Source organism: Paenibacillus sp. FSL P2-0136 (genome assembly GCF_037975325.1).
In the GTDB taxonomy this organism is placed as follows: domain Bacteria; phylum Bacillota; class Bacilli; order Paenibacillales; family Paenibacillaceae; genus Paenibacillus_AQ; species Paenibacillus_AQ silagei.
This window is the reverse complement of record NZ_CP150244.1, coordinates 1,938,397-1,958,150: the sequence shown is the minus strand read 5'-3', so window position 1 is coordinate 1,958,150 and position 19,754 is coordinate 1,938,397. Positions and strand designations below refer to the sequence as shown.

Sequence of the window (19,754 nt, the reverse complement as noted above, 5' to 3'; positions counted from 1 at the left end):
TCTTATCTACCCTGCCCCAGATAATCATTACGCACCGAGAAATCTGATTCGAAGAGCATAATATCCCCGGATGAAAAGTAAAAGGTCTGTCCCCGTTCATCTGTAGCGCCTGTCATCTGTCCCTCGATCGCCCACATATTCGCAATCGGCGCCTTGTAACCCAGAATCCGCGTATCCGCATCTCCGTTCTTGAAGGTGTAGATTTCAAACTTCACAAGGATGTAGCCGCCGGTTATGAATTCGGGCTCATGCCCGTCCAGTGCCCCCCCGTAGTGATTCGCAAGATTGAGCAGGTTCGTTCCTTTCGGCAGGATATACGGGGCAATGGGCAGGTTATACTCGCCATACCAGTGCTGAACACTGCGGACAGCCGTAATTGGATCAACTTCCACCGGGATGTCTGTTGGACCCACCAAGGTACGGGATTTGTAGGGCAGGACTTCCAGATTATAACCTTCTCCAATGTTGGTTTTGCGCTTCAGATATTGCGGGTAGAATTTGATCCACGGCTTCTTCTCCCGCTCCTCCTGGGTGAGTATATAGTTATACTCGTAGCTGGCTGAAGTGGATAGCTCACCATCCGCAATATTCCGCAAGCCATCTGCCAGGCGGTAAGTACGGCTATAGCTAAGCTTGTCCTTAGCAGAGCCCACCCCAATCATCTTATTCTGCGACCCGGAAATGTCATAGTACAGATCTACAGGGGCCGCAGCACCTCCGGTCTTCGGGATGAAGTAGAAGCTGGGTTCAATCCTTATCCCCTCGCCCGGCTGCCACAGATTCCCGATGGTCCGAAAATCAAACAGAAAGGAATACCCGTTATGCGGTACCGTCAATTGCTCCGTGGGATGAGAGCCCTTGCGGATCGGCAGCTGCCATTGTGGCTGTCCGCTCAAAGCCGTGGGATTTCCGTTTTCATCATTGCCGCCGGTATAGTACATTGCAGTACTATGCGCAAGAGTGCCCGTTCCTTTACGAAATACCTTTTCAAACCGGAAATCACCAATGTCCCAGATTCTAAAATCAAACAACCGGCCCACCACACCCACGTTGAAGCTTTCCGCTGCACAGTAATTGACAAGATCTCCATTCAGGTTCTGTTGACACAGATATTCACCGTCTGACGGAGCATTAATTGCCCAGGACTGCGTACGCACAGTATAGTCCCCTTCATTCACCCAGGTCGGCAGGGTAAAAGTCATAGCTGGAGTGCCAACCGGAATAGATATCCAGGTATTGTCGGGATAGTATTGTTTGCCATGAAACACCCCGAACGGAAATTGAATACGTTTATCCTTCGTATATTTACCGTAGTCCCGGTTGCCATACCCCGGAATCCCCAGATGCTGACCACTCTCCGTAAAATATACGGTGAAGGGCCGGTCCAGAATCAGCACTGTCCGTGTCATATCCGGCGCCATCCGCTGGTCGAACGGCCGGTTGTCATCAGGAAGCTGGGAGTAATTGACGACTGGGGTATGGACTGTCACGGAGTTAATCGGGGAAATGGGATACTCCTTATCCCCCTCTCCATCCACATTTTCGGGTAGCATAGTGTAATAGATTGTCCCCGTACTGATTGTATCTGCCCGGTTAAGCAAGTATCTGTTAATCATCAGCCCGCCTTCATAGAGCACTTCGTCTCCGATCATGGGTGGATCTGGAATCCTTCCCGGAGCGGGTCCGGTTCCCTCAGCAACACTATCATCCATAATCGTCTCCCCGTTAAAGACTAGACGGTCATTCTGAACCTCAGGATCTTCGGTTTGGCTTTCTGCCAGCTCTTTGAGTGTTGCTGTATCATCAACATCATTTTCAGTTGGCTCGTGATCGCCTCCATCCACTACATCCGGTGTAAATGTTAAACTCCCTGTCTCTTTAGGAACAACATGGTCCTCAACCTCTGTGCTATTGGCAAGATCAACTACAGGCTCTTCATAATTGTTGGGGTATAGGGTCACTTCCCCTCCAGGCAGTGCATAGTTTGCCATTCGAGCCTGTTCAATTTGATAGACAGATAACTTGTCTACTTGCCAGTAAGCATATTCTCTTGGGGTCAAGTCAAAGGTGTACGTTTTTTTGAAAGATGAACTTTTAGGCAGCGGCAACTGGGGAATCGTTGTATTATCAGGCCCCGGAAGATCCGGCTGCGCTTCCTCCCACTTCGTAGGGTAAGTGACTTCTACTTTGCAGGAGTAGCGGACTTGACCTTTCATATTGGCAAAGGTATGGTCAAACAAATAATTTCTGCCCCAGACATTAGCATATAAGCTCTCTGAAGTAGGAATGCCTATAGGTGCTTCAAAATGAATTCCATTCGCTGAATCGTCACCCTTAATGACTCCATTCGCGCTAGGCTCCATAAAGGATGTTTGCGGCGATCCGGCGGTGCTAGGCGGTTCAATGGTAAATGTGCATTCACCGGATCCTTCTCCTCCACCCGGATCCGGAGGGGTATTTACTTTTTTGTAACTGGCTACCATATTAACTCCGCCTACATACACCTTAAAGTTACGCTGAACTAAACCTGGATCATTTGCAGATTTGCGCTGAATATATAGCTGTTCGCCTGATCTCAGAACCGGTGAAAGCCAAGATTGGTCAATCGCATAGGACTGTCCTCCAGATTCAACGGTTAGCGGGAAAGATTTGGTTATAGTAAAGCCCGCCTTATAATTACCGATTAATTGTTTACTTACGACCGTCCCGTTGGAAAGCTTAAGAATCATAGTAACGGGATAATCTTCCCCTTCAAAAGGTACAGTGACATCAAAATATTGTCTGAAATCTCCGGGATTGGCCCAAGATTCTGCATGCCTGATATCGTATAACGTATGGTAGGGACCTGATACCTGGATTGGGTTCGACCTTGGGCCTGTGACTACGCGCATAATGGCACTGGCATATAAAGGAGTACCTTCAGAGATGACTTGTTCCGCTTTTGCTTTACCGATAGCATCCAGAACCTCGGCTTTGGTCCAAGCAAAGTTTGTAGTCACCTTTCCATCAGCAATAGTTTCCGATTCTATATGTCCTCCGCCGGAATCCTGCAATTTAAACCGTTTGTTAACCGGTAATGATGTTGGGTCACATTGCTCCCCACTTCCGGAACCGTTACAGGTTGGCTTTGTATGAATGTACCAGCCTACCGTTTGAAAGCGGATGCTTGAAGTGGCTTCATTAGAGGATGTTATATACTTAAACGCCCCATCTTTAAACTTAGCAGTAAAAGCAGCCTCCGCAATATCTAAAAATGGAGTCAGTAACAAAGAAGTTAAAAATAAAGATATTAAACTAACGAGACACTTGTTCCGCATCTTCCATCACTTCACTTCATACTTAATAGAATTTTCAAACAAACTGGAAAATGCATCTAATGCGATGTGCTCAAATGGGTCCCCATTATAGTAATTTGTGGACACAGATATATCTGCGTAACCCTCATACCAGACTCCCTTTTTTAATCTCTCATTGTTCATATAGTGTGTGGTCGAAAAATACTCATCAAGCATCAAATCTTTATACTCTGTAAAACTATTAATTCTGAACCGGAACTTGGACCGGACACGATAATCCCCAGTTCCCGGATAATACATGACCGAAGGCTCCGGATCGAGTGACCCTTCAATCTGAATTCTGTTCTTCTTCACCCATTCGGCATATTTTCTGATATCATCTTCCCGGATAGATACGGACTGATTCTCATACTTAAAGACTTCCCGGGCATAACTTGCCGGATTGATGGTCTTATAATCAACATTTAAGCGTAGATTATATCCGATATTCATCCGGTTTATGACCTTTGCTATACCTTCACTTGTCACTTCTTTAGTAGCATACAATTTTGCCCCAGTGTCAGCTTCCTTGGCAACGTAATTTTTGGTATTTTTCATCTCATACATCTCATTTGGGATGTCTTCCAGAATATAAGGGTAGTCCTTATAATTCTTCGGCAGGTTTGTTGTACGAATTTTTCTGCCGAAATCGTCCAGCTTGCCAAGCTCTTTGCCTGGTGTATGAATATGTACGCTTTGAATCAATTCATCTACTTCAACTTCTGCACCCAGAAGATCGCTGACAACCGTTAGGGGTATCATCGTCATCCCGTCTTTCTGTACTACTTTGGCTCCGAGAGCTGTAGGCACTCCGTTTACTTTGGCATAGGAAGAACCTACAGTAAGGATAATATTATTCTCCTTCTGCTTAAGGGTTAGCACCTTCGTAGCTGCGTTCCAGCTCGATTGTGTCCCCAGTTTACCGGAGATGATGCGGAATGGGAGCATCGTCATTCCATTCTCTGCATAGGGATATCCTGCCGATAACGGGGATTTGATCCCGTCAAAAATCACGCTTACCGCCTGGGATGCCGTTCCTTCAGCCCCCGCAGTATTCATCGTCAATACCATGCTAACCATTACACTCATTCCTATGATTAAGCTTTTACTGATGCTGAATAATTTCATTTCAATTCTCCTTTGCTAATGGACCACTCATTCATTTTTATCGGTTTGAATTGTAGGAACAAGATCAAAAAAATAACGAGGATAAACAATATTATATTTATCATTGTTATGATTTTTGATCGTTTTTTTATCAATGCTTCTCCACCTCTCTTAATACTGAGTACGATTAGGGCCTGCTATTTTTAAGATTTCATTTCGTAAGGAATAGAAGGCAGAATAAGACGGAACGGCCACACGAATATATATGCCTGAAGTATTCTTCCACCCACTTTTAGGTAAAATAGTCATTGGTAAATCGAAAGGTATTTTTTGAAATACAAGTGCTTGAGCATTTAAATGTCCATTGACAAAAGCCACTCGCTCATAATAATTATCAAGACCTGAGAATTCGGCTGTAAAATCACCTATTGGTGAATAACGTTTAGTATCATTATTGAAGTTTACATGGCCTTTAGAATAGAGCAAGTAACTATTCAAATATTCCCCAGCAATTTTTATCCCATCCGGTGTATTATCAGTAGTGTTTTTCCATTTTAAAGTAGCTACATCAGGAATCCGAGCTAAATTCGGATCATTTTTATCAGCTAAGTCAATGACAAGCAGTTCATCTAGTTCGGCGCTATAAAGACCATCCTTAGAAGTGATTTTCATCTTATCTTCTTTCCAAAGATCGGCTGCATTTAAATCCTTCACAGGATCACCAGTCGTCATAATCTCCGGCATGACCGTAAAAATATTCGTTTTGTGCCAGACCAATTCTGCGCTTCCAACGGCGTACTTATCTATAGGCAGCTTACCTCCGCCTTTAACCGTCAACACGCGCTCGACAGTAACTACTGCTTGGGCTCTAGTGGTATTTTCCTTTTCTCCAAGCTTGCCTGCGCCCAGTCCAGAGATTAAGCCCGTCTTCGTAGCCAGATACATCCACTTGTCATCTTCTTTCGTCTCTAATCCAGTCGCACGGGCAGCAATACGTGCCATCTCCTTGCGAGTTATTTTCGCGTTCCATTCCAGCTCCGAATTAGCAAAATCACTGGTAACGTACAGCTTAGCCTGTTCCGCAGCATTGACGTAGCCTTCATACCATTTCCCTTCCGTCGGCTCCACAGTTTGACCAGTGGCAGTCACGATCATCTTGATGAATTCTGCACGGCTTACATTCGCGTTCGGCATAAATAGTCCGCTGGGATATCCAACTACAATGCCTTTTTTTACTGCCGAGTCAATTCCGCCTTTCGCCCAATGATTAGCCGGAATATCACTGAATTGAACAGAATCTGCCCTTACTCCGGAGGCTGGGAATGAAGCTAGGCCTGTAGCCAGCAGTACCAGAACAACCATTGTTTTTTTGATGCTTTTCACTAGATTATTATTCATAGATAACACCCTCTCAAATCAATGTTTATAGACTTATCTAGCCGCATCTTCCATCACTTCACTTCATACATAATTGAATTTTCAAACAAACTGGAAGTTGCACCTACTGTCATATGATCGAATGGGTCTCCATTGTAGTAATTCGTGGATACCGCTATATCTGCATACCCTTCATACCAGACTCCCTTTTTTATTCTCTCATTGTTCATATAGTGTGTGGTCGAAAAATACGCATCGAGCATCAATTCTTTATACTCTGTAAAACTATTAATTCTGAACCGGAACTTGGACCGGATACGATAATCCCCTGTTCCAGGATAATACATGACTGAAGGCTCTGGATCGATTGACCCTTCAATCTGAATTCTGTTCTTCTTCACCCATTCAGCATATTCTCTTATATAATTCTCACGAATGGATACGGATTGATTCTCATACTTAAAGACTTCTTGGGCAAAACTTGCCGGATTGATGGTCTTGTAATCCACATTTAAGCGCAGATCGTATCCGATATTCATCCGTTTAATGATCTTTGATATACCTTCACTTGTCACTTCTTTAATAGCATACAAATTCGCCCCAGTGTCAGCTCTCTTGACAATATAATTTATGGTATTTTTCATTTCATACATTTCATTTGGGATGTCTTCCAGAATATAAGGGTAGTCCTTATAATTCTTTGGCAGGTTTGTCGTACGAATTTTTCTGCCAAAATCGTCCAACTTGCCAAGCTCCTTGCCTGGCGTATGAATATGTACGCTTTGAATCAAATCATCCACTTCCACTTCTGCACCCAGAAGATCGCTGACAACCGTTAGGGGTATCATCGTCATCCCGTCTTTCTGTACTACTTTGGCTCCGAGAGCTGTAGGCACTCCGTTTACTTTGGCATAGGAAGAACCTACTGTAAGAATAATATTATTCTCCTTCTGCTTAAGGGTTAGCACCTTCGTAGCTGCGTTCCAGCTTGATTGTGTCCCCAGCTTGCCGGAGATGATGCGGAATGGGAGCATCGTTATTCCGTTCTCTGCATAGGGATAACCTGCCGCCAACGGAGATTTGATCCCGTCAAAAATAACGCTTACCGCCTGGGATGACGTTCCTTCAGCTCCCGCCGTATTCATGGTCAATGCCATGCTCACTATTACACTCATTCCTATGATTAAGCTTTTACTGATGCCGAATAATTTCATTTCATTTCTCCTTTGCTATTGGATATAAACCGAACAATCCTCAATAAAATACCCCTTTCGCACAGCCTCCTCCGGGTCGAATAGGCTTTCTATCACAGTTGCTCCGGCTGGTACGCAGCTTTCTCCGTAAGCAATGTGCCTGCCTGCGTTATTTCGGGTCCCAACCAGACCCTTCCGCTGCATGACCGCCCCGCTGCCTAAAGAGTACGCATCCAGCAGCTCTCCGCCCGGAAGCGGATATCCCTGGATAAACGCCATCATACCGGTGTCCTGTATAGATTGCTCGTGTAAGCCGCGCGGGAGGGTGAACTGCACGGATAACCCCATCCGTCTCACCAATTCCAGATGCCTGTTAATGGCTGTGGCCAGATCCTTTTCCACCAGTGAAGTGATCGTACTCTGCCTCACCTCACGAAATCTATCGATCGAAGTAAGCGGGTCAAGATTGGTCTGCGCAGTCAGTGCTGCATACTCCCCTTCATAGAATTCATTAGAGCCGGTATCATACACCCGCGCATGATCATCCAAAGTAAAATAGAGCAAGTTACCGTTCCTCAGCTTATAGTAATAGGGCCGTTCAGGCCAACTGACGGGTGTCAGCTCTTTATCTCCGCTGTAGCTGGCTGTGTCGTCCAGAGTCACTAAGGTGTATCCGCTATAACCGAACATCACTAGTGCAGGTATATGTATTTTCAGATTATTGATTGCGCTCTGATTGTTCTCCAGTCCAAACTTCATCGCCAGATTACTGTAAAATACACTGAGCACATCCTGATCCATCTGCAGCTGCCGTTCCCTCCCGTAATGCACCGCTGTGGTGGTTGGCTGCTTCTCCAGCCGTGCCAGATAGCCGCCCGCATCATCCACCGCAGACTGAAAGTCATCCGAGTAGCGTTTATACATCTCCTGATTGGATAACTGAAGCTCCGCTCGCGTGTCATTCATAAGCACCAGCGGGATGATCAGAATCAGAAAAATAAGCACCACACTAAGGGGCTTCACTACGTACCATCCCCCCGTACTTCAGATTGACCGGAATCAGTTCGCTATGAAACAGCAGAGAGCGCATCCGTGAGGCCAGCGTTGTGCCTGCGGATTCCAGCCGGACATTGAATAAGTCGCCCACATGCATAGTGAATCTTCTCTGGGGATTATCCGCTGGAATGGAATCGCTTGAAGCCGGATACAAGACATTCAGTATATCTTTGGTGAAATAGCCATCGAACCGGACACTGAAGCTGTTCTGGAATGTGGAGTAATCATCCGGATTACCGTATAAGGGCTGCAGGTTCTTTTTGTAATATTCCAGCTTGACGTCAAATACACCGTAGGAGGCATCCAGCGAATGAAGGAACAGCTCATAATCGCCTACGTCCACATACCCTTTGCTGCGAACCGTATCGACGAATTCCACTACCGCTGCATTGGCTGCAAGCTTAGTATTCCTCTCGACAACTTCAGATTGGCGGAATGCCGGATACACCCCGAACACGAAGGCCAGTAGAATTACGATAATTACACCTTTAAGTGCATCTGCCATACAGGCTCTCCTTTCTCAACGGGTGGCAGAGATTTGCTTAATCATCTCATCCGTCCGGGTAACCTCTAACTGATAAGCCGCACCCGGCACTCCACGTAAATCAATAGCTGTGAGATCTGTAGCTTCATTAATAACCATGCCGTCGATATATAAAATATAGTCCCCCTCAAGCGCCGCAGGGATCATGCCCAGCACTTGCTCTCCGCTTATCCGCTTCAAATCACCTGTTCCTGTGTAAAGCGCAGATGTCACTGTTCGCTGCTCCGGCTGCCTGAGTTCAGCTGCAGAGTTCTCCCCTTCCAGCCGCAGAAACGTAAAGCCGCCCATAGCGAACAAAATCCAGGCAAAGAGGGTTAGGAGGAACTGGGTGCTAGTTTTCATTGATGTTATTTTGATCAAATACGATTAATCTGACCTCATCATTCTTGTCTCTATATACAGTTGACTTAAAAAGTGAGAGTGTATTTACATTGTAGTTATCTGCATCAAGTATTGTTTTACTCTGATCCAGCATTTGGGAGACACTGTGTTGTTTTGCCGCACTATTTTTCACAAAACTAGCGGTGGGGCTATCATTGGAGCCATCGGTGGGGGGGACCTCTGACTCTCCTGGGATACTATAATAAGTTGCATAAGTATTCTCTGCGTAAAAGCCCGCCAAATTTACTCCGGTTTTAATTAGAATAGAAAACTGTGGACGTCCTCTAAACTTCATAGCTGCATTAATTACATCCTGACCAGAGACAATTTTACTATCATAGCTGTTGAACTCCGCCTGATTAATCATCTGGGTCTGGGCCAGCGTCTGCTCCTGGGCGCGGATGAAATAATTGTTAATCACCAGGTAGATACTTACACCCGCCGCTACAATTAGAATTGTCACTATAATTCCAATCACCCATTTAAGTCCGGTTGATATATTCTCCATAGTTGCTCTCCTCTCCCCTATTCATCGGGCTGTGAAAATACAATGAGTCTGACTTCATCGTTCTTGTCTTTGTAAATTTGAGCATGGAAGCGCCCCAGCGTATTCACATTACAATCATTATTTTTTATATCCAGCATTTCAGAAACACTTTTACCATCTTCACTCTCCGTCTTAGTCCAATCAACAACATCCCCAGACTTTGAATGTATATAATTAGCATGATACGTATTCTGCGCATAGAAACCTTTAGTCGGATTCTCTCCCGTATAGATCTTTATCGCGAACTGCGGGCGCCCCTTATAACGCATCGCCGCATTAATTACATCCTGGCCGGAGACATCCTTGTTATCATAACTGTTGAACTCCGCTTGGTTAATCATCTGGGTCTGAGCCAGCGTCTGCTCTTGGGCGCGGATGAAGTAGTTGTTAATGACCAGATAGATGCTGACTCCGGCTGCGATAATCAGAATGGTAACGATGATCCCGATGACCCATTTGAGTCCTGTTGAGATATTTTCCATAATGCCCTCCCTTTATTTAGCCCTGAAGTAGATAGCGGCAATCCGCTCATTGTGGTCTTTGATCAGCGTCGCCCTGAATCTGGACTGGGGACTGATATAGTAATGGTTAGAAGCGTCAGAAATCTCCTTGTCATTCACTTTGTTATAATCTTTCTCCGTTCCCTCTTTGAATCTCCCCCCCGAGTAATCAAAGGCACGGCAATAGCCGTCTCCGCTTGGGTTCATACTAATGTATCTATTAGAATCAGTCTGACCATAGACATATGGCCGTTCCACATATAGACAGAAGTTCTGATCCGATTCATACCGCCGGTAAGCGGTCAGAATCTGTGAACCGCTGACCAGTTGGTTATCGAAGGCGGAATATTGCTGCTCCGAGAGCTCCCTGGCCTGTGCGGCCGCTTGGCTGTTGGCCAGCTCGACTACAGGCTGTGTTTTCCCCCAGAGGAACAGCCCCGCTGAGATGATGGCTAGTGTAATCAGAATGGATATGGTGGTCTTCAAGAAGCTTGCTATATTCTCCATGCCTGTATCTCCTTCACATTTTGCCAGTTACAACAGTCAGGTCACCCAGCTGCTGGAAGGCCATATAGACGAAGGGAAGCAGTAAATATAAGGTGAACGTTGCCTGCATCGGCAAGAACCCGAACATTTTACCCAGTGTGTTCTTCCTGCTGATTACCTTCTCATAGTGCTCCTTGCGCTGATCCATGGCGAACGACCGCTCCGCATCCATGTCATCGAACGCCTTCTTCACCGGAATCAGATCTGCCGCAACCTGCAAGCGGTCCGCCAGACGTTCAAGCGGGACGAACCGTGCATCCTCCTTCAGCCGGTCGATGGCATCCCAGCCACCGGCTTCATAGTCCAGCATACACCGCAGCAATTGCCGTTCGAAGATGTAGCTGTACCGGTGCAGCCACTCTATCATTTCATACACGCTAATATTGGGAAATTGGGATAACATCATCGAGAGGGTATTAAAGCCGTCCACCTCATTCTGCATTTCCCATTTCCGGAGCTGTGTGCGGATGAGCAGGAACAGATCGGGCACGTAGAAGCCGGCACAGGCCAGCGCAAAGGCCAGCATAAGCTCGTACCATTTGAAATATTCCTGATGATATTGGTCTACCTGATGAATCAATTGCTGCGCATACGCATTCTGATCCGTATTGAACTGCAAAAAATGCTTGTTTTCCGCTTTCTCCTGAATATAGATCAGCATCTCATCCGGTGTAATATCCTTTGCTATCAGTTCGCCCATTAATGATTGTTCAAAGGCGTATCGTTCCTCGCTGAGCATCCTTTGCGATTCGGTTTGATTGCCGCCTGTCGTAATCTGCACATTGGGGTGCAGAAGGTTATGCCTGATGCTCCCATGGATAGAGAATTGAAGCACCAGAATCAGCAGGAAAATCGCTGCTGCCGTTAAGCTTTTCTGCAGATAATACGCATGCTGGGACAACCCCGAGTTGGCATCCTTCAATCGCCGGGCAACCTTGAAATGAACTGGCTCATGCTCTGCCGGAGTAATCCGGTCTGCTGCCCGGAAGACCCATTTCTGTTTCAGCAGCCGGTTCAGCCATTTCCCTTCATCCTTGATCGCCTGGGTATCTTCATCCACACCCTTGAGAATCCGCAGCGCAATAAAAGATACAATAAAAGTGATATACAGCAGGATTAATGAGTACAGCCCCCACGCAGAATTATAGTAATTAGATACAATCGGAAACATATTTTCCGCCCAATTACGGATCGGGTCTAGCATGAAGACTGGTGAGATTGCCACAAAAACGATGCCATACAGCAGCCGGTCAATCCGCTCCCGGCGGTTAATATCCATATGGATCTCTTCTCTGATGTTGCCGAGCATGGACAAGTAAATGGAACGTTCCCCTTTATGAATATCCGCATCACCATATTCGCCTATCTTGTAGCTGACTCCGGCCAATTGCTTCATGTACCGGTTCGGTGCTACTTCATAATATTTCTGCAGCTCATCCTCCGGATCTACTGCCGCAAGAATTCCGGCAATCTGCCGGGCGTGTACAGCAACCATCGGCTTAGAGCGCTCCGCCGAATTCTCCAGGCTGACTTGTACCATATGCGTCTGATGATATTCATGCCGGATGTCGAGAATCATGGAGGACTGGTCATACAGCATCTGCTTCACTAACCGTCCGATGAAGAGATCACTCAGGATGCCTCCCATATAGACGGAGACCAGCATAATGGTTACCCGGCTTACCCATGAAGTGGTCCAAAAGAAGGACAGCAGCGAGATCAGCAGAATGCAGGCCACTATCATGATTGTCAACGCAGCCGAACGGCTTCTGACCATGATCTCATTACCGGCATGGATGATCGTCAGGCGTGAACGAATACGGTGCAGAAGCTTCTTCACCACCGGCAACTCATCCAATACCGGGTAGGCTTTATGTGCTTGTTCGAGCCATTTTTTCTCCTTGGTTCGTGTGGGAAGCAGTGCCTTCAGGCGTCTTTGCTCCTGATACTGTGTTCCTTTTAATTTGCGCTGCACGATACTGAGCAGAATAAGCAGAATAGCCAGCAGAAGGCCCAAGGAGATCAGGACAATCAACATTACTGTTTGCAGATTCATGCGGACTGCCCCCAATATTGTTCGATAAAGGCTTCAAAACGCCCGGCCTCATCTTTATCCATATTCTTCAGCATCTCTTCTCTTTTCCGGCTGCTGATCGGTTGCTTCGCTACGTACTCCCCGGCTTCCCAGACGATAATATCTGTATAACTGTAAGCACGCCGGTCCGTCATCCGTCCGAAATATTCGGACATGGTATCCATGAATGCATCCAGCTTCTCCATAGGAGTCTCCCGGTTCTTATATTCCTGAGGATACTCATACTGTGAGTCCGCCGGAATGATCTCGGTAATGCGCTCGATATAACGTTTGCCGGCACGCAATACCAGATGAACATTGAAGCCAAGCGCCTCAACGACCTGAACCTCGGCAATCTTCTCATTGCTGAAGGCTCCTGAAGCGACAAGGCTGTTGCGCAAAGCGCTGATCAAATTGGGCAGTGTTTTGCCGTGATGCGTAAAGAGCGTATATTCGGAAGCCACCTGGGCTGCCTGAATGACATAACTGACAACGCTGTGCGTGGCCGCTTCACCAACGATATTCACCGCACCATCTGTTTTCTTCTGCACATCCAGCCCATCCTGTCCGCTGACAGAAGGAGTCTCCCGGAAGGACAGAATATTTTTGCCCGGATACATTTTTCTCGCCCAGATCTCAAAGGATGTCTCCTGAATACGGATGTTCTTTGCATCAATGTACTTGATCAGCGCCTTCAGCAAGGTGGTTTTCCCGGAGCCCTGCCGGCCGGTAATTGCAGTAACCTGATGACCCAGAATCAGAAACTCCAGCATTTCTATAGCCAGCGGCGCCCCTTCATCTGTAATCTGCTGCTCCAGCTCTACCAGGGAGTCATTGAATTTGCGGACAAAAAAAGCCCAGCTCTCCGCCATTTTGGGGCGGACCACCACCACTCTGCTTCCATCCGCCATGTCATTAATAATGTAACCCTTGGATTCGTTCAGCTGTCCCGGATTTCCGAAGCCGTAAATATTCTGACAGACCCGCTTGAGCTCCTTCTCCGAACCGAAGCTTAAGAATTCCAGATGGAGTGACTTTCCGCGGTAGAAGGTCCAGACAGCGTCATAGGATTGCGGAAGGAAATGCTGCTGCTTCGTATACTCCAGAAAGTCTGTGGTCTGGACAACATCCGGCGGCATCCCGCTTGTCCCCCCGTTGACACCGTCAATATTCTGGTCCCGCAGCTCATCGATCACACCCAGACCTTTATAGATTTGGTACGCTCTCTGTACAATGACCTCAACCTTGTCCTGAAAGGACAATCCCGGATGCTCTGCGCTGTAGATGCTGCGAATTTGCTCTTCGGTAACCTTGTAGCCCTTAGAACCATCAGGCAATCTATGCAGCGTATCCAGATTGTATTTGCTAACCATTTCATTGAAGGCATTCTGCCCATAGTCTTTCTTGAAGGTATAGAGCAGGATGTCGAAACAGTCCTGGGAAGTCAGCCGGTTAGCATGACCGAAGGGGATCACCTTATCTGCATTCCCCTCATCCAGCCCATAGGTCTGCAGCAGTAGATCCTTCATATAGAGCTTCACATATCTCTTCGCCGATAAATCGCCGTGCATGCAAGAGCGCAGCGCCTTCTGCAGCTCTCTGCGCCGTGCCTTGCGGCGGTTGTATTCTTCCTCGCTGGGGCTTCCTTCATAGAGTGAAGACGCAATAATCTCCTCGAAGGCTCTCCTCAGAAACTGCACAATTTCGTTCATATCGTACTTCAATTGAACGGCAGGCGGCGCTGATTTCTTGCTTTTGCCTACCCATAAGTACAGGAATACTCCAATAGCAGCCAGCACAACAATGATCAGGATGATATTAATCATTCGCAGCGTCCAATTCCACTACAGGGAATATCTCCAGAGTCTGCAGGATCAGCTTCCCCATTTGGCGTGCCGCATCATTGAAGTAGACATCCTCGTTGAAATCCAAGAGCCGCTTCCTGGCTTCCCGTGTCTTGAGCAGGAACGGAATGATGCGTTGTTCGTTCAGAGCATCCATATAATTGATATGCTGTGGAATGAAGCCGACTTCATTTTTATGTAATCCGTATAGCTTCATAATTTTTTCTTTATTAAATCTGGCTTTACGTTCATAAGAACCCAGACAATACAGAACCGGCTTGTTGTCTGGCACTGGAGCTTTGCCCTTCTGCGTGAAGTAGGCATTCAGACTGGACTGGCTCTGATTCAGATTCACTACAATTAAATCTGCCTGCTTCATAACCATCTGAGCCACCTCCGGGTCTTCACCGGCAGCAATCTCTACAAACAGCAAATCATAAAAGCGTCTATAGTCTTTAAAAATATGCGGCAGCAACAGCTCCGGCCCATGCTTCTCCGTACTCACCGACCCTCTTAGCAGCTCCAGACGGTTCTTAAGAATAGATTCTGCATGATCCCGTATTCCTTCAGGAGTAAGCATCCCGCACTGCACCAGCCGCTGAATCGCATCCAGCCCGCCCGAGCTGCTTACAGACTGACCAAGGGATCTTGTCTGTGAGAAGATATACTCCAGCATGCCTTGTCCGGAATCTGTATGGGTCATCAGCACCCGGATATGATGATCCAGCGCGATGGTTGCCGCGACAGCGGCCATATTAGAGGTCGTTCTCCCCTGCCCTTGGACAGGTCCCCAGAAAGCTACAAGCACAATGAACTACCCCCGTTTCCGTGCATACTGCCACAGCTTCTTAATCTCATGCTTTGGAACATTACAGACTTCAATCAAGAAGTCATTTACAGCCTCAGCGAAATCCTTATCAACCTTCAGGTTCACTCTTCCATCATGAATCCAGTCAATTCTTCTGCCCGGGCTGCTAATGTAGCTAATCTTTGAAGTAATCACCGGATAATAATGATCTATATACTTCAGGCCAAGCCCGCATTCTTCTTCAATAACCAGCAATACAACCGGGATATGCTTCTGATTAAGCAGCGTATCTACGTTCTCCATAGCGTGACGCTCATAGGTGGTGGCAAAGACAGTAACCTCATCCACCAGTCCTTCCGGGTAACCCTGATGCCAGTCATACAGCACAATATCCGGCTTCTCGGTAACAGAGGAATCTGTGATCGTTATACCGGACGCCTCTCCATCTAAATACTGATAATGCCTGTTGTTATCCGTGATGACCATAACCTCATTGTTAAAATAATTCTTCAGCAGCATTGCTGCTGCAAGTATGAAATCATGCTTCTCGCAATCTCCTGCCACAACGATATTCACAGCTGTCACTCTCCTTCGAGCAGTTGATTCTCAGTTGCCGGTGCATCCTCCGTTAAGCCCGCTGAATTCTGATCTGTACTTGAGTCGATAGGCGCCTGATGGGTCTGATCTATAATTCCGTTCACTGACTGAGAGTTATCTACTGGCGCAGCCTGCTCCAGTGCTGCTCCCTGCTCAGACTTCCGCTTGCTGACTCCGCTTCCGCTTGGTTCCTGTGCTCCTATGCGGATTTTGTTGCCATCGTCAATAGCCTTAAGGCGTTTATCCAACTCTGTACGAAGCTTCTCGGCAAGCCCCCACTTGGCCTGTTCAATAATGGACGGATTGCTCTTGATCACGCCCAGTACATCCAGATTAGGCACATAGTTAATCACGGGTTCTGGCTGCAGCTCCGGCTCCACATACTGCTTCATATACAGCTCTGCATTGTTAATATAAGCATCTACCAGAGCCGAAGTAAGCAATTGCGCCTCTTCTTCATTATCATTGAAGAAGGTGTACTGATTCGCCAAATCAACGTCCTTCAGCGATTTCTTGCCCACTACTATGTAATCTTCACCGTTAGGAAATACAATCCGGATATCAACGACATCTTTCTTTGTAAGGCGGAGCGGAAGCTTAATATATTCCGTCTCTTCTTTACGCTCTGACGGGTCAAGTCTCGCCTCATCACGAACCATCTCCGTCGTTACTGCTGTGCCCGGCATAACATCAATCTTCAGGTATTTACCGACAATCGCTTTGGAATCACTAATCAGATTATCCGGCGAGGAGAACTTCGGGAGCTTCTCCTGTATTACATCCTCTGCAGCAATAGCTTCACCCGCCAGCTTAGGGGTCATCAGCACGTAAGCGGTCTGGGACTGATCCATGTAACGCTGCAAGACCTGATCCTTATCCAGCAGCTGCTGCTCATAAGCGGCCCGTTCGTCAATCAGCTTGGCATTATAGTGGCGGTAGGTTGCAAACCATACACCCGAAGTAATAACGGCAACAAGAGAACCTGAAATAATCGTGTATCGTAGAATTTTTTTGCGCTTGCGTACTGCCACTTCATGACCTCTTTTCTCAGGCTATTTAATTTTCCCCGTCATCTTTGTTGCAGCTGCTTTAGCCCGGTCAGCAGCGGCCTTCTCTTCTGCCTGTAGGGTATCCGCATATCTCAGTATATCCGTCTCAAGGCTGCTAATCGCCTGCTTGAAGGTTTCCATCTTCCGGATCCAATCTGTGCAGTGATTCTTGAACTCTTCCCCGCCCAGATCCACCCAATAACCCGGAAGTCCGGTTATAGCAGCGGTCATTTTATCCTTGCATTCCTGGGCAGGAGACAGCAACCGGTGACAATTGAATGCGAGCCCTCTAACCGTACCTGAATCCATATTCAGCCTCCTTAATCATTGGTAAGGTATCCTACTGCTTCAAGCCTATCGGCTCTGCGGAACAAACGAAAATCCAATGCCTATTAATAGTAAAGTCACAAACAAAACGGTGCCTGCAATGGCCCAGAGCAGCGTTTGCTTGCGAATGAGTTTTTTCTGAACACTCAGCAGCTTCATCACCCATTCCACTGCCGCCTTATCCAGATATAGCGGATCTTGATGGGCAGGCATCAGCATCGCCTGTATCTCCGGGAAGTCCTTCTTCAGCATGTGCAGCACCTCCTGATGCCCATTCTCCAGCAGCAGTCTGCAGCGCTTTCGTTCATACGGATTAAGCGTGTTTAGCTTCTCTTTGAGCAGCTCGTATTTCCACATGGCTCCATTACCGATCAGGATAGGAATCTGCGAATTCCACCACAGCTCCAGTCCGCTAATTCCCTTACGCTCCTGATGAATATCCAGCCATAGAATAATATGAGTGAAATCACTGGCCAAGAGCTCTGAGATATCCCACGCATAACCCCTGCGATAGAAAGTGACCCCTTCATATTCAAACATGGTCGAAGTGGAATCCTCTTGCTCGCCCTCAAATACAATCTGCTCCAGCGAGCTGATCTCCGGCCGGTTATCTCCGCATACCAGCGGCTTCCAGCCCAGATCTGCCAGACCTGCAGCCAGCAAAAAGGCCGCAGCACCTACATCCTCTTCTCCCCCGGCACCGCAGATGCCAATCACCAGCGGCACATGGCTGCCTAGTAATCTCGCAGTTCCTGCTAAGGAAGGCTGTTGCTGGCTTTCTGCCGGTATAGATCGTTCCAGACTCTCCAGCGTTCCGGCATCAGCTGCCGGAGCTTCTATCCGGGCTGTTGGCCTCGGCCGGGGAGCAGCTCCCCCTCCGCCAGAGTCTGAGGAAGGAGCCTGCCTGACACCAGCCGGTGCCGCTCCTGTTCTTGGACTTACAGCTGGCTGTGGACGGGCAAGCGAATCCACAGTTCTGGCAGCAGCCTGTTCAGATTCTTCCATAGGCTGAACAGGAGCAGGGGCTGCGGTTGAGCCCTTGAATGAGAACAGGCGCTTCTTTTTGCCAAGGATGCTATAATAATCTCTTGTCGTTTTCTTCTCCCTGATCCAATTCAATAGCTCCTCACCCCGGAATTCCGTGGTGAACTGCAGATCGTGAATATTCATATTGACCATCGTCCGGATGAACTCAATATCTGTTTTCAGTGCCGGATCTACTTGAACAATCAGCCGGGTAGCTTTGAGATACTTCCGGATCAGTGTCATGAACGAGACAATTTCGGCCGCCTTCACAGGTGTGCTGAGACCTGCTCCGCCCTCTATAATGACTATGGAAGAGGGATCTACCTCTTTACTGCTGAAGCCCCGTATAAAGCTGTGAAGTGTAGAATGTTTACCTGAGATCACATACCCCTCATTCTCCAGCGACCGTGACAAAAGCATGATAAGATCAGGCGAGCAGACCAGATGTACGCTTTTCATATGTAACCTCCTCTATAATCCTCCTGTTCAATAGGGCCAAATCCGGATAAGCGCCCCATCCCCCTGAATCATATCCGCCAATACCACTTGTAAACCAAGCTCCGTCCACTCTTCTCCAGTGCTGCTAACCTCACATTTAAATTCCCAGTCACCGGGGAGCCAGCTAGCCTGCTTCAGCCATTCAAGACATTGCCCTGTGGTCATTGTGAGGGTGATATCCAAATCCATTGTTTTCTTGTTCGCTCCATTGAATATTACTGTGGTAACCGCTGTTGACATCTCCTGATCCCCCCTGATCATTACACGGCTTGCAGCCATAGGCATAACTCCTCAATAGCCGTTGACAATGTTACTCTGTCCCGAGTGATTTCCTCTTCCGGTTCACGCTTCAGCACCCACATCAGATTCTTATGAATCACTAGATTCAGTTCACGGATGACCTGAGCTTCCTTGCCGATGCACCTGATTTCTGCCAGTGCGTATAGCGATGCTCCGGCGTGAAGAATTTCCTCTGCCCAGCGCTCCAAGTCCGGTTCTTCGAAGATATCTTGTTCAGAATCTCCTTCACCTTCAAGACTCTGGAGCAATGGAATCCGCTCTATAACCTGGAACATTATTTCATGCTGTGCATAGAGTTCCTGCATAATATATGTATTGGTCTCAGGCAGATACTCCAGCTGAAACCGCGTGTTCCCCTGATGAAAATAATAGATTCTAGAAGGCTTATCTCCGTTCTGTACAACCTGACAGAGGTAAGAAGTACTATTGGCACCTGCGGCAATACACTCATGAAGCACTTCATTAACTTTGGCAAGTCCCATGAAGTCAATCTCCAGATACCCCTTCGCTTCAAGCGTTCTCATCTGGGCATTCATTAACGCACGCTGCCTGCTCTCCGTTTCTGCTTCCAAATCTACGGCTAACCCCGGAAAACCATTCTCCCCGGTTAATGCAGCTAAATATATAATCTCGAGAGCCTGTAAT

Annotated in this window: 19 protein-coding genes; all 19 read right to left on the bottom strand. The window is 47.3% G+C overall.

Features of this window, described 5'->3' with window-relative positions; genetic code table 11:
• Positions 1-2: 2 nt before the first annotated feature.
• Positions 3-2,363 carry a DUF5704 domain-containing protein gene (locus tag NYE26_RS08080; protein ID WP_339255070.1) on the bottom strand — a complete coding sequence of 787 codons (2,361 nt, stop codon included), beginning with the start codon at positions 2,361-2,363 and terminating at the stop codon, positions 3-5.
• Positions 2,364-3,323: 960 nt separating this feature from the next.
• Complete coding sequence (locus NYE26_RS08075) at positions 3,324-4,463, bottom strand: copper amine oxidase N-terminal domain-containing protein (RefSeq protein ID WP_339255069.1); 1,140 nt, start codon at positions 4,461-4,463, stop codon at positions 3,324-3,326.
• A 150-nt stretch (positions 4,464-4,613) separates the two neighbouring features.
• The gene (locus tag NYE26_RS08070) at positions 4,614-5,840 is read right to left on the bottom strand and encodes an S-layer homology domain-containing protein (RefSeq protein WP_339255068.1); all 1,227 of its coding nucleotides are present in this window, start codon (positions 5,838-5,840) and stop codon (positions 4,614-4,616) included.
• 53 nt (positions 5,841-5,893) lie between these two features.
• Complete coding sequence (locus NYE26_RS08065) at positions 5,894-7,033, bottom strand: copper amine oxidase N-terminal domain-containing protein (protein ID WP_339255067.1); 1,140 nt, start codon at positions 7,031-7,033, stop codon at positions 5,894-5,896.
• A gap of 15 nt (positions 7,034-7,048) precedes the next feature.
• Positions 7,049-8,035, bottom strand: coding sequence for a hypothetical protein (locus NYE26_RS08060; RefSeq protein WP_339255066.1), 987 nt, complete (start codon positions 8,033-8,035; stop codon positions 7,049-7,051).
• Positions 8,022-8,573 (bottom strand): hypothetical protein, encoded by a 552-nt coding sequence (locus NYE26_RS08055; protein WP_339255065.1) that lies wholly within the window; start codon positions 8,571-8,573, stop codon positions 8,022-8,024. Before NYE26_RS08055 ends, NYE26_RS08060 begins: the two co-directional genes overlap by 14 nt.
• 15 nt (positions 8,574-8,588) lie before the next feature.
• Positions 8,589-8,954: a hypothetical protein gene (locus tag NYE26_RS08050; protein WP_339255064.1), complete on the bottom strand. Its 366-nt coding sequence runs from the start codon at positions 8,952-8,954 to the stop codon at positions 8,589-8,591.
• The gene (locus NYE26_RS08045) at positions 8,944-9,501 is read right to left on the bottom strand and encodes a hypothetical protein (protein ID WP_339255063.1); all 558 of its coding nucleotides are present in this window, start codon (positions 9,499-9,501) and stop codon (positions 8,944-8,946) included. Before NYE26_RS08045 ends, NYE26_RS08050 begins: the two co-directional genes overlap by 11 nt.
• A gap of 17 nt (positions 9,502-9,518) precedes the next feature.
• On the bottom strand, positions 9,519-10,022 hold the full coding sequence (locus tag NYE26_RS08040; protein ID WP_339255062.1) for a hypothetical protein: 504 nt from the start codon (positions 10,020-10,022) through the stop codon (positions 9,519-9,521).
• A 12-nt stretch (positions 10,023-10,034) separates the two neighbouring features.
• Positions 10,035-10,547 (bottom strand): hypothetical protein, encoded by a 513-nt coding sequence (locus NYE26_RS08035; RefSeq protein WP_339255061.1) that lies wholly within the window; start codon positions 10,545-10,547, stop codon positions 10,035-10,037.
• A 13-nt stretch (positions 10,548-10,560) separates the two neighbouring features.
• Positions 10,561-12,642 (bottom strand): hypothetical protein, encoded by a 2,082-nt coding sequence (locus NYE26_RS08030; protein ID WP_339255060.1) that lies wholly within the window; start codon positions 12,640-12,642, stop codon positions 10,561-10,563.
• The gene (locus NYE26_RS08025; RefSeq protein WP_339255059.1) at positions 12,639-14,486 is read right to left on the bottom strand and encodes an ATPase, T2SS/T4P/T4SS family; all 1,848 of its coding nucleotides are present in this window, start codon (positions 14,484-14,486) and stop codon (positions 12,639-12,641) included. Before NYE26_RS08025 ends, NYE26_RS08030 begins: the two co-directional genes overlap by 4 nt.
• The gene (locus NYE26_RS08020; RefSeq protein ID WP_339255058.1) at positions 14,479-15,312 is read right to left on the bottom strand and encodes a hypothetical protein; all 834 of its coding nucleotides are present in this window, start codon (positions 15,310-15,312) and stop codon (positions 14,479-14,481) included. Before NYE26_RS08020 ends, NYE26_RS08025 begins: the two co-directional genes overlap by 8 nt.
• 6 nt (positions 15,313-15,318) lie before the next feature.
• Positions 15,319-15,888: a hypothetical protein gene (locus NYE26_RS08015; protein ID WP_339255057.1), complete on the bottom strand. Its 570-nt coding sequence runs from the start codon at positions 15,886-15,888 to the stop codon at positions 15,319-15,321.
• 5 nt (positions 15,889-15,893) lie between these two features.
• Positions 15,894-16,940 (bottom strand): SAF domain-containing protein, encoded by a 1,047-nt coding sequence (locus NYE26_RS08010; RefSeq protein ID WP_339255056.1) that lies wholly within the window; start codon positions 16,938-16,940, stop codon positions 15,894-15,896.
• Between the two features lie 21 nt (positions 16,941-16,961).
• On the bottom strand, positions 16,962-17,267 hold the full coding sequence (locus tag NYE26_RS08005; protein WP_339255055.1) for a hypothetical protein: 306 nt from the start codon (positions 17,265-17,267) through the stop codon (positions 16,962-16,964).
• 45 nt (positions 17,268-17,312) lie between these two features.
• Complete coding sequence (locus NYE26_RS08000; protein ID WP_339255054.1) at positions 17,313-18,770, bottom strand: hypothetical protein; 1,458 nt, start codon at positions 18,768-18,770, stop codon at positions 17,313-17,315.
• A gap of 27 nt (positions 18,771-18,797) precedes the next feature.
• Entirely contained in the window at positions 18,798-19,088 is a 291-nt protein-coding gene (locus tag NYE26_RS07995) for a hypothetical protein (RefSeq protein ID WP_339255053.1), read from the bottom strand.
• Positions 19,070-19,681: a hypothetical protein gene (locus tag NYE26_RS07990; protein ID WP_339255052.1), complete on the bottom strand. Its 612-nt coding sequence runs from the start codon at positions 19,679-19,681 to the stop codon at positions 19,070-19,072. Before NYE26_RS07990 ends, NYE26_RS07995 begins: the two co-directional genes overlap by 19 nt.
• Between the last annotated feature and the right edge of the window lie 73 nt (positions 19,682-19,754).

What these genes read in the sequence shown, in the direction of transcription:
- NYE26_RS08025 (WP_339255059.1), bottom strand. Translation starts at nt 14,486, where the DNA reads ATGATTAATATCATCCTGATCATTGTTGTGCTGGCTGCTATTGGAGTA.
- NYE26_RS07995 (WP_339255053.1), bottom strand. Translation starts at nt 19,088, where the DNA reads ATGGCTGCAAGCCGTGTAATGATCAGGGGGGATCAGGAGATGTCAACA.
- NYE26_RS08030 (WP_339255060.1), bottom strand. Translation starts at nt 12,642, where the DNA reads ATGAATCTGCAAACAGTAATGTTGATTGTCCTGATCTCCTTGGGCCTT.
- NYE26_RS08050 (WP_339255064.1), bottom strand. Translation starts at nt 8,954, where the DNA reads ATGAAAACTAGCACCCAGTTCCTCCTAACCCTCTTTGCCTGGATTTTG.
- NYE26_RS08055 (WP_339255065.1), bottom strand. Translation starts at nt 8,573, where the DNA reads ATGGCAGATGCACTTAAAGGTGTAATTATCGTAATTCTACTGGCCTTC.
- NYE26_RS08045 (WP_339255063.1), bottom strand. Translation starts at nt 9,501, where the DNA reads ATGGAGAATATATCAACCGGACTTAAATGGGTGATTGGAATTATAGTG.
- NYE26_RS08005 (WP_339255055.1), bottom strand. Translation starts at nt 17,267, where the DNA reads ATGGATTCAGGTACGGTTAGAGGGCTCGCATTCAATTGTCACCGGTTG.
- NYE26_RS08035 (WP_339255061.1), bottom strand. Translation starts at nt 10,547, where the DNA reads ATGGAGAATATAGCAAGCTTCTTGAAGACCACCATATCCATTCTGATT.
- NYE26_RS08065 (WP_339255067.1), bottom strand. Translation starts at nt 7,033, where the DNA reads ATGAAATTATTCGGCATCAGTAAAAGCTTAATCATAGGAATGAGTGTA.
- NYE26_RS08070 (WP_339255068.1), bottom strand. Translation starts at nt 5,840, where the DNA reads ATGAATAATAATCTAGTGAAAAGCATCAAAAAAACAATGGTTGTTCTG.
- NYE26_RS08075 (WP_339255069.1), bottom strand. Translation starts at nt 4,463, where the DNA reads ATGAAATTATTCAGCATCAGTAAAAGCTTAATCATAGGAATGAGTGTA.
- NYE26_RS08040 (WP_339255062.1), bottom strand. Translation starts at nt 10,022, where the DNA reads ATGGAAAATATCTCAACAGGACTCAAATGGGTCATCGGGATCATCGTT.
- NYE26_RS08080 (WP_339255070.1), bottom strand. Translation starts at nt 2,363, where the DNA reads ATGGAGCCTAGCGCGAATGGAGTCATTAAGGGTGACGATTCAGCGAAT.
- NYE26_RS08000 (WP_339255054.1), bottom strand. Translation starts at nt 18,770, where the DNA reads ATGAAAAGCGTACATCTGGTCTGCTCGCCTGATCTTATCATGCTTTTG.